Here is a 10344-nt window from a genome sequence, read left to right on the forward strand (position 1 = left end):
GGCCGACGGACCGACGGGGTGCCGGGCCGACGGCTGTCAGACGGTGAAGCGTGCGACGAAGGTCTTTCCGGCCGCTCCCGCGACCGCTACCGAGAGGCGGAGGTCGGGCGCTGTGGCGAGGACCGTCACCCCGGGGTCGACGGAGGTGGCGGCCGAGACGGCGCCGTCGACGGTGACGACGACCGACCCGGTGAGCTGCTGGGTCGGGTCGCTCACGGCCACGCTGAGCGTTCCGTTCGTCCGGTGCGTGACGACCGAGGCGGTCCTGTCGACCTGGATTCCGGCGGCCTTGGGCGCTCCGGCCTGCCAGACGTTGGCCATGGCCACGCCGGAGCCGGAACGGCTGACGGCCTGCACGGCGGCGGTGTTCGAGGCGACGGTCACGTCGTTCGACGCGGCGAACGCCGAGGTCTGGGCCGAGGTGGCGGCGGGCAGTTGGATGTAGCGGTAGCTGCCCGCGGTCGGGCTCACGCCGTGGTCGACCCACATGGTGACGAACCTGCGGGTGTACGCGGCGGTGTCGTCGTAGACGCCGCGGTGGTCCATGTCGGTCCACTTGCCGGTGCGGTCCTGGCGCAGGAGGGTGACGTGGCCGCCGACCGGGAAGACATAGCCGCCGAGGTTGTCCACGAAGATCGACCGCGGCTGGACCACCGTCGGCGTGTTGCTCGGCGTGGACAGGACAACGTTGCCATCGACGTGGATGTTCGCCTGCCCGTTGGGGCCGGTGTTGCGGTTCTCGATGACCGACTCGATCGTATGGCCGTCGTCGCTGGTGATCCCCGCGCCCAGGCAGATGACGATGTCGTCGACGCAGAACCACGACTTGTGGCCCTTGAGGGTCTGGACGGCGAACGACAGCCCCATACCGGCGGCCACGTTCCCGTCCAGCAGCGCGCCGCCCGCCCAGGTGTTGGTCGAGCCGCGGTTCGCGCCGAGCGCGAGGGTCTTGGTGTCGAGCGTGACCCCGGGCAGCCGGTACTTGTCCGCGGCCGGCCAGTATCCGTTCACCCAGTGACCGGGCTGCGTGGGCAGATACAGGTACGTGGCGCCCTCGCCGGTGTACCAGCCCTGGAGGTTCTCGTTGTTCGCGGACTCGTACGGCTTGATCCGCGTGCTGTCCATCGCGATGCCGAAGGCGAACGTGGGCCGCCGGTGCACGATCCGCGCCATCGAGGTCGACACGACGGAGGTGGTGGACTCCGCCGCCGCCGGGATGGCGCTGTCGGCGACGACGGCGCGGCCGAGCGCGATGGACGAGATCCGCACCTGTTCGAGCGGCGCCGCGTCGAAGGCGAAGAAGTCCTGGTAGGTGTCCGCGCCGATCCAGCCCTTGGCCTGCGACCGGACGGTGAGCGCCTGGTCGGCCGGGAAGACGCGGGCGAGTTGGAGCAGGGTGGCGGTGGTGAGGCGGCCGATACGGTGGTCGGTCTCGTAGAAGCGGGAGAGCGCGCGTCCGCGCACCATGTCCATGAACGCCCCGCGGTAGATCCACGGCCGGTAGTTCGCCTGCGTCCAGGTGTAGACGCGCTGCACCTGGTCCGTTGTCGCCGCCCACGGGGTGCCCTGCACGGTGACCAGCAGGTAGGTCAGGTACTGGAGCAGCGACACCCCGTAGGAGCCGTTGTAGGCGTAGACCGCGTGCTGGATGAAGCCGCCGTCGGGGTAGAAGCCGTCGCCGCTGGTGCTGTACGGGAAGAGGTGCGCGATCGCCGCCATGGCGCTGTCGATGACGGCCGCGTCCTGGCTCAGCGCGCCGCGCACGGTCGCGATGGCGCAGTTCCAGTTGAGGTTGGCACCGGTGGCCGTCCCGCCGTTGACCTTGGTCGGGTCGGGCGCGTAGCGGGTGATCGCGGCCATCGCGGTCGAGATCTGGCTCGCCGAGAGGTGGTCGTACAGGGCGACGCAGGTGTCGTTGAGGGCCAGCGGTATGCCGATCTCGAAGTCCCACCAGTTGTCGTACCGCGCGGTGACGCCGTACTTGTGGGCGAGGAACCAGTCGAGCGCGGATGTGAGGTCCGCCAGGAGCGTCGCGTTGCCCGCCAGCGACGAGCCCGGCGAGGCGTAGGCGAGGGCGAGTTGGCGCAGCCGTCCGATCACGTCGCGCTGGACGGCCGAGACGGTGGAGCTGTTCAGGTCCGCCCACAGGTAGGTGCGGGAGTTGGCGGTGTTCAGCGTCGACCACAGGCCGTTCGCCGTGTCGGCCATCGCCTGCGCGTAGGCGGAGATCACCTGGTCGGAGGCGTCGTAGCTGCCGATCAGCGTGGTGCCCCACTGGGTGCGGACCGTCGCGAAGTCCGAGGCCGTCGCCGCGGCGGCGCGGCTGGGCGCGGCGCCGGCGGTGCCGAGGAACCACGCGGGGGCCAGCGCGGCGCCGGCCATCAGGGCGGAGCGACGGGTGAGGCCGCGGGACGAGTGGTCAACGGACATGGAGCACCCTCACGGTTGGGGGGGAGGACATCGGCCACGGGAGCGGCGCGGCCGATCGGGAGACGCTCGGCGCCGTGAGGGATCGTGGCTTCCGGATTCCCGGAAGTCAAGGGATAATACGTATTAGTACGGGGCTCGGCGCCGACCGCCGCGCGTCCGACGGCCAGTCAGCGACCCGTCCAGGAGGGCTTGGTGGCGTGCCGGGGCGGCCGTGCCGGAGTGCCGGGCACGGGTCGCTCAAGGCCGAGGCCGGGGACGTCCTGCCGCCGCGCGCCGTGGCCGCCGAGCCGTACGGGGACGGCTCAGCGGAACAGGTCGAGCGGAACGGCGGCGGCCATCGCGGTGTGGCCCGCGTCGTTCGGGTGCAGGCCGTCGCCGCTGCTGTACGCGGCGGCCAGCTTGTCCGGGTCGGCCGGGTCGGCGGTGACGCGGGCGAAGTCGATCACGGCGTCGTACACACCGCTGGTGCGGATCCAGTCGTTGACGGCGTTCCGCTTCTCGCCGTTGGCCTGGCTCCAGAAGCCGAAGGTGTCGTCCTTGAAGGGCATGATCGTGCCGCCGATGGCGATCAGGCCCGCGGCGTGCGCGCGCGCCGCCAACTGCCCGTGCCCGGCGATCAGTTGCTCGGCCGTCACCGTCTCGGACAGCGGCGCCACGGTGCCCGGGTGGCCGAGGTCGTTCACGCCGATCAGGGTGATGACGTACGCCGCCGCGGGCTGGGCGAGCACGTCGCGGTCGAAGCGGCGCAGGGCGCTCGGTCCGAAGTTGAGCGCGTACGCCTCGGCCGGGTCGCCCGCGGGCGGATTGGGGTCGTGCAGCAGGCGGTTGCCGGAGATGCCCGCGTTCACCACCGCGCGGTCGGCGGCCGGGCGGGACGACCGCAGCCGCGCGGCGAGCTGGTCAGGCCAGCGCAGATCGGCGCCGACGGTGCTCTTGCCGCCGTCGGTGATCGAGTCCCCGAGCGCGACGATCGCGGACGCCTGCCGTCCGGACCGGACGCTGACACCGGAGACGAGATACACCGCCTGCGGCTCGGCGGTCGGCGTGACCGTCGTCGCGCCGGTGACGTTGCCCGCGGCCACGGCGTTCTTCTGGAGGGCGTACGCGTGCAGGCTGGTGGCCGCCGTACGCTCCGGCAGGTAGAGGCTCACGACCAGGTCGGCGCCGCCGGGCAGGGCCAGGTCGACGGGATCGCTGACGGCCGGGGCCCCGGCCGGGATCAGGACGGAACCGCTGCCGCCGAACGTCACCCGGCGGTCGGTGGCCGGGACGATCGCCGTGCCCCGCGTTCCCGCGCGGCGGGCGACCCGTACCTCGCCGATGGACGCGGCGATCTCACCGAATTCGTTCGTCAGCCGTAACCGGAGCGCGGAGCCGCCGAGGCTCAGACGCAGCACATGGCGGACCGTCTGGTTCTCCAGGTGTACGACGGCGGCCGTCGGCGCGGCGTTCGGCGACCCGGCCCAACTGCCGACCCACTCGGCCCCCGGGCCACCGGGGCGCGCGTGCGCGGGCTCCGCGGAGGCCAGGGATCCGGCGCCGGCCGCCGCCGCGGAGGCGGCGCCCGCGAGCAGCAGAGCCCTTCGCCCCACGGCGCGCCTCGGCGTCCCGCCCGACGGTGAACCCGACATCTGGCCTCCCCGGATACCAGTCGCCGCGCGCACTGTATGCGCCACGGTCCGACGCTATCAATGGGGCGTCGGACGGCCGGCGGGGAAAGGCCGGATGCCGTAACCAGCGGCGCCGGGCGTGCCGGGCTTGCTGAGTTTGCTGGGCGTGCCGGGCGTCAGTCCTTGGTACGGGCGGGCAGGCGCCAGCCGGGGCGTACGTAGTGGCAGGTGTAGCCGTCGGGGTAGCGCTCCAGGTAGTCCTGGTGCTCGGGCTCGGCCTCCCAGAAGGTACCGGCGGGCGACACCTCGGTGACGACCTTGCCTGGCCACAGGCCGGAGGCGTCGACGTCGGCGATCGTGTCCTCGGCGACGCGCTTTTGCTCGTCGTCCTCGTAGAAGATGGCCGAGCGGTAGCTGAGGCCCATGTCGTTGCCCTGGCGGTTCTTCGTGCTCGGGTCGTGGATCTGGAAGAAGAACTCCAGCAGCGCCCGGTAGTCGGTCCGCTCCGGGTCGTAGGTGATCTCGATCGACTCGGCGTGGGTGCCGTGGTTGCGGTACGTGGGGTTCGGCACGTCGCCGCCCGCGTACCCGACCCGGGTGTCCGTCACGCCGGGCAGGCGTCGGATCAGGTCCTGCATGCCCCAGAAGCATCCGCCGGCGAGGACGGCCTTCTGTGTCTGAGCGGTCATCTCAGTCCTCCTCGTGTTCCATGGCGGTAACACACGGCGGACGCCCCGTGTTCCGGGGCGTCCGCGGCGGCCTCTGCGGTGCTTCGGGCACCCACGGGAAGCCTACTGGCCGTGGGCGGCCGGTGGGTCCCGCCGGGGCGACGCGGCTGCGTTCCGCGGGGTCGTACGGGACGGGTCGCGGTCGTACCGGCGCGTCGTACGGGCTCGCGCGGGTCTCAGGCGGTGAGCCCGGCCTCCGACAGCAGATAGGCGGTCATCGGCTCGTACGCCTGCGGGTCCACCACGTGGTCGTCGAGCGGGACGGTCACCGCGATGGTGCCCTCCGCCTCGCCGAGGAAGAGCGCCGGATCGTTGCAGTCGGCGAAGGCGACGGTCCTGATCCCGCGCTGGCCCGCGCGGCCCGCCCAGCCGTGGTCGGCCACCACCAGGTCGGGCAGCGGCTCGCCCGCGGCGGTCAGCGCGTCGAGAATGGCCGACATCGGCTGCGGCGCGTGGGTGTGCCACAGGGTGGCACCGTCCTCCAGCACGGCGACGCTGCCGAACTGACGGACGTCGCCGTAGGAGTCGTCGTCGCCCTCGGTGGTGGACAGGCCCTTGGGAATGGCGACGACGGTGGCCCCGGCCGCGCGCAGCGCCCGCGCGATGGCCTGGTGCACATCGAGCAGCCCGCCCGGGTGCCCGGTGGCGACCAGCACCCGCCACCACTGCCGGGCCGCCTCCCGCAGGACGGCCGCCATCCGGTCGAGTCCTTCCACGGTGAGCCGCGCGTCGATGGTGTCCTGACCCTGGAGGTGTCCGGGGTCGGCCACCACGCCGACGCGCTCGGCCATCACGGCCAGCACCGTCTCCTCGGTCCACCGCTCCCCCAGCTCCAGCCCCAGCCAGAAGCGCCGGTTCCCCTTCACCAGCTCGCTGTAGTGGCGCAGATTCCCCTGCCGCGGGGTGGCGACGTCCCCGGCGATGCGGGTCCGTCGCAGATGGTCGATCAGCTCGTCACGCGAAAAACGTATATCCACCGAATCCATGCCCCCATTCTCCGTGTCCCCCGCCGTCCGCCGACGGCGGGGGTAGGACTGACCTGCGGATTCCCCCGCCGCCGCCCGCCTCGCGTCCCGGGGTCAGGGGCGGGTGAGGGTGGTGGGGGTGGTGTAGGACTCGGCGCGCAGGGCGGGGCGGGAGGAGGGGAGGGCGGCGGCGGGGAAGGTCAGGGTGAGGGTGCGGGACTCGCCGGGCAGCAGCCAGAGGTAGTTGTCGCTGTAGAGGGTGGGCAGGACACGCTCGCCGGTGTGGTCGTCGAGGAGCGACAGCCGGACCATGGCGGCGACGGCGGAGCCGCGGTTGCGGACGGTGGCGGTGAGGTTGCGGCGGGCGCCGGAGTGGGAGAGGCGGCCGAGGTCGGTGGACAGGCGGGTCTGCTTGGCCTTGTTCAGGGCCCGCATGTCCTTGGTGTCGCGGTAGCGCCAGTAGGTGTTCTCGGACAGCACGCGGCCGAGCGGGTCCTCCAGGCGGAGCCGGAGCAGGTGGAAGGACGGCAGGGTGTCCATCCGGTCGGCGGTGAAGGCGGTGACCGACGACGACGGCGCGATGTTCACCAACTTGCGCTGTTCCGGGACGAGCCGGCGGCCGTCGAGGTCGTAGTAGTTGGCCGTCACCCGGGCGCCGGTGACCGTGTGCGGGGTGTGGTTGACGGCGATGACCTGCCACTTGTCGGGGTCGGCCTGGACGTGCAGCGCCTCGCACGCCTTGCGGGCCCCGTAATAGGTGCCGTTGACGTCGAAGTCGTAGTCGTAGGTCTGCCACACCGTGCTGTGCCACGCCGGGTGGGACATCCACAGCATCAGGCCGCTGGCGTCCTTCCACAGGTTGGCGTTCCACGCCTCGAACATGGCGCGGGTGTTCTCGTAGTTGACGAACTGCGCCTTGCGCGCGAAGTCGTCGAGGCCGGTGGCGGTGTCGAGGCGGGCCTCGATGGCGGCCTGGTAGTTCTGCGGCGCCTGATTCCCGCGTGTGCTCCAGTCGTGGTAGTACCAGGCCGCGCCGACCGGCCACTCCGGCTCGTCGCCGACGAGATTGCGCATGCTGGCGGCCGTGGAAACCACCGGCATGCCGATCTCGGTGTGGAAGCCGAAGCTGCCGCTGCCGTACGTGGACGGCGCGTAGTAACGGGCGGGCTCCACCCATCCGTAGGGGCCGCCGCCGGTGATGATGCCGCCCGCGGAGTTGTTCTGGTACATCACGCCGGGCGCCTCGGAGGTGACGGCGTCGCGCATGCCGGTGTCGATCGCGGCGGGCGGATTGCCCTCGTTGGCCCCGCACCACACGACGACGCTGGGGTGGACGCGGTAGCGCCGTACGGTGTCGCGCGCCAGGTCGTTGTACGCCTGGTGGTCCGGCGGGTCCATGCCCCACGCGTTGGGGAAGTCGTTCCACACCAGCAGGCCGTGCTCGTCGCAACTGGCGAAGAACTCCTCGCGGTTGCTGCTGGCCACCCAGTTGCGGATCATCGTGAAGTTCATGTCGCGGTGCATCCGCACGGCGGCGTCCATCCGCGCGGCGGGCATCCGGCGCAGCAGTTCGTCCCAGCCCCAGTTGCCGCCGCGGCAGAAGACCCGGACGCCGTTGACGCTGATCTTCAGCGGTTCGGGCGTGTTGTCGACGGACTTCACGTCCGTCCAGGTCTTCGCGTCGGCGGACACCTGGATCGTGTACGTCTTCGGGTAGGCCGCTTCCCACACGATGACGACGCGGTCGAAGCTCTGGGCCGAGCCGAGGTCGACCTGGATCCACTGGTTGTCCAGATACTCCGACGACCAGCGGGAGTTGGGGTCGCCGTCGGTGGCGTGGGACGCCGGGCTGCCGGAGTCCTCGGAGGAGGCGCTCGCGGTCTTGTGGAGCGCGAGGTCGGTGCCGGGCCTGGCGCTGTCGACCACGGAGAGCGTCCACAGCGAGTTGCCCCAACTGGTCGCGCGGGCACCGCCGTTGATCCGGACGTAGCGGGCGGTCACCGCGCTGAAGTCCTCGGTCTGGAGGCTGGCGTCGCCGCCGTTGAAGGGCAGCGGGACCGCGGAGTTGTCGACGGACTTCGCGTCGGTCCAGGCCGAGCCGTCGGCCGAGACCTGGACGACGTACGTGCGCGCGTACGCCTGTTCCCACGTCAGGTCGACGCGGTCGAAGGCGACTTGGGCGCCGAGGTCGACCTGGACCCACTGGTCGTCCTCGAAGGACGAGGACCAGCGGGTGCCCTGGTCGCCATCGGTGACATTGCCCGGCTGGTGGTCGTCCTCGTCGACCGACGAGGCGGTGGCCGTCTTGCGCAGCGCGAGGTCGGTGCCGGGCGCGGCGCTGTTGACCACCGACAGGCTCCACAACGACGAGCCCCAGGCGGTGGCGCGGGTCAGGCAGCGCACCCGTACGTACCGCGCGGTCCGCGCCCCGAGGTCGACGGACTGCGTGTACGCGTCGCCGCCGGCGGTGAAGGGCAGCGGCACGGCGAATTCGTAGCCGAACTGCCGGATGCCGAACCGGGTGGTGCGCCGGTCGCTGGTGCGGCCGTCGACGGTCGCGGTCAGTGTCAGGTCGTGCAGGGCGGCCTCGCCGTAGCCGTTGGGCCACCACAGCTTGGGGTTGCGCAGCCGCAGTTTGCCGTACACGGACGGGGTGAAGGTGACGTCCTTGCCGCCGCCCGCGGGCACGGTAACCGTCTGGGTCACCTTGACGTCGTCGAAGGCGGCGGTGACGGTGACGCGCCGCTCGGTGGTGTCGGCGTTGCGCACGGGGACGACGATCGTCACCTCCGCGCTGCGGGTGTCGGGCAGGTCGGGCAGGACCGTGTCGACGCGGGGGTCGCCGATGACGGCGTGGCCGGTGGAGCGCAGCCGTACGTGGTTCCAGATCCCGGAGACGCGGTCGCGTACGGCGGGCATCCAGTCCCAGCCGGAAGAGGCCAGGTAGGTGGGCGAGTTGCGGTTCATCATGGTGGCGCCCGCGTCCACGAAGGCCAGTCCGGCCGCCCCCTTGTCGCCGGGGCTGCCGGGGAACGGCATCGGGGTGATCTTCACGGCGAGGGCCTGTTCGCCGCGGGCGGTGAGCAGCGCCGTCACGTCGTGGGCGGAGCGGGCGAAGGGGTAGGTCAGGCCGCCGACCCGCTTGCCGTTCAACCAGATGTCCGCGGTGTGGTTGACGCCGTCGAACTCCAGCCAGATGTGGCGGCCCGAGCCGGTCGTCAGGTTACGGGGCAGCTCGAAGCCGCGCCGGTACCACCACGAGTGGCGGGACAGCGCCTCGGGGATGTGCAGGTTGTTCAGGCCGGACACGGGGTCGGGCAGATGGCCCTGTTCGACCAGTGAGGCCAGGACCGTGCCAGGCACGGTCGCGGGCAGCCAGCGGCTGGTGTCCACCGACGGGCGGGACAGGTCGGCGCCCTCGCCGCCCGCCCAGTCGTCCATGGTGAGCGTCCAGCCGGACTCCAGCGGCACGGTGCCGTCGGCGGCGGTCTTCAGCGCGGGGGCGTGGTGGTGATGGGTGCCCCAGTCGGTCCAGCCGGTGGCGGCGGGGCGGTGGGCGCGCGAAGTGCCGTACACCGCGAAGCCGTTGAGGCCCAGCGGGTTGGCGTTGGAGCGCTTGCGCACGGTCAGCCGCACCCAGCGCGCGGTGACCTTGCGGTCCAGCGCGATGTCCACGACGCCGCCGGTGCCCGAGGTGGTCCGGTACACGGTGGTCCAGGCGTGCTGGTCGCGCGAGGTCTCGATGACGAAGTCCACCGCGCAGCTCGACAGGATCTCCTGCCCTGTGGTGCTGTCGCGCGGATTGCCGCTGTCGGAGGGGGTGAAGACCGGGTCGTTGACCGTGGCCTCGAAGGTCAGCTTCACGGAGTCGACCTCGCAGTCCGCCTGGAGGTCGACACAGATCCACTGCGGGTCGCCCGCCGCGGCCCGCCAGCCGGTGCCGCGTACGCCGACGGTGCCGATCCCGTCGACCGCGAATTCGCCGGGCGTGGGCGCGTAGTCCGTGGACGACACGGTGATCGGGCGGTAGGCGGCGAGTTCGGCCCGCGCGGCGGCGGTCCCCGACGGCGCCGCGGGCCCGGCGGCGGGGGCCGGGGTGGAAGCGGAGGCAGCCGTGGGAAAGGCGGTGCCCAGGCCGAAGCCCGCCAGGAGGGTGGAGCCGGTGGCGACGATCCTTCGCCGGGAAAGGTGCGGCTGATCCGACATGTTCAAAAAGTCCAATCCCACGTGAGCCGACGGAACGATCGGCCCGGCTCTCAACTCGGATGACAACGTTGCCATAGGCTGTAATCCCTACCGGCTTCTGTCAAGACCTGCCGCGATGTCCGAATCTCCGACACGGATGGAAAAGGGGGTGAGCGGCGAGCGAGGGACCGTTGTCGAGCGATGCCGACACGCGACGTGAGCTGGCCTTTCCGCCCCCGGAGGGGCAGCGCCGCCCGTGCGTACCGGCCGCCCGCGAACGGCACGCTTTCGTGCGGATTCGCGGGAGCCGCCGCCCCTCCCCTGCGCGGGGGGGGCCCCCGGGGGGGGCGGCCCCGGGGGCCCCCCCCGCGCCAGGGAGCCCCCCGGCCCGAAACCCACACCGGGGGGGCGGGGGGCCGGCGGCCG

At 71.9% G+C, this 10344-nt stretch carries 5 protein-coding genes; all 5 read right to left on the bottom strand.

Annotation, left to right across the window (positions count from 1 at the left end; translation table 11 throughout):
• Window positions 1-36: 36 nt before the first annotated feature.
• Window positions 37-2430, bottom strand: a complete 2394-nt coding sequence (locus ACIOC1_RS33180; protein WP_401857971.1) for a polysaccharide lyase 8 family protein — start codon at window positions 2428-2430, stop codon at window positions 37-39.
• A gap of 302 nt (window positions 2431-2732) precedes the next feature.
• Window positions 2733-4022, bottom strand: coding sequence for an SGNH/GDSL hydrolase family protein (locus ACIOC1_RS33185; RefSeq protein WP_401857974.1), 1290 nt, complete (start codon window positions 4020-4022; stop codon window positions 2733-2735).
• A 194-nt stretch (window positions 4023-4216) separates the two neighbouring features.
• A complete protein-coding gene (gene msrA / locus ACIOC1_RS33190) occupies window positions 4217-4729 on the bottom strand; it encodes a peptide-methionine (S)-S-oxide reductase MsrA (protein ID WP_355343668.1) in 513 nt (170 codons plus the stop codon).
• A gap of 215 nt (window positions 4730-4944) precedes the next feature.
• Window positions 4945-5754: a phosphatase gene (locus ACIOC1_RS33195; protein WP_401857977.1), complete on the bottom strand. Its 810-nt coding sequence runs from the start codon at window positions 5752-5754 to the stop codon at window positions 4945-4947.
• Window positions 5755-5847: 93 nt separating this feature from the next.
• The gene (locus ACIOC1_RS33200; protein WP_401857980.1) at window positions 5848-9939 is read right to left on the bottom strand and encodes a discoidin domain-containing protein; all 4092 of its coding nucleotides are present in this window, start codon (window positions 9937-9939) and stop codon (window positions 5848-5850) included.
• Window positions 9940-10344 lie beyond the last annotated feature (405 nt).

This window comes from Streptomyces sp. NPDC088197 (assembly GCF_044741185.1).
Lineage (GTDB): Bacteria > Actinomycetota > Actinomycetes > Streptomycetales > Streptomycetaceae > Actinacidiphila.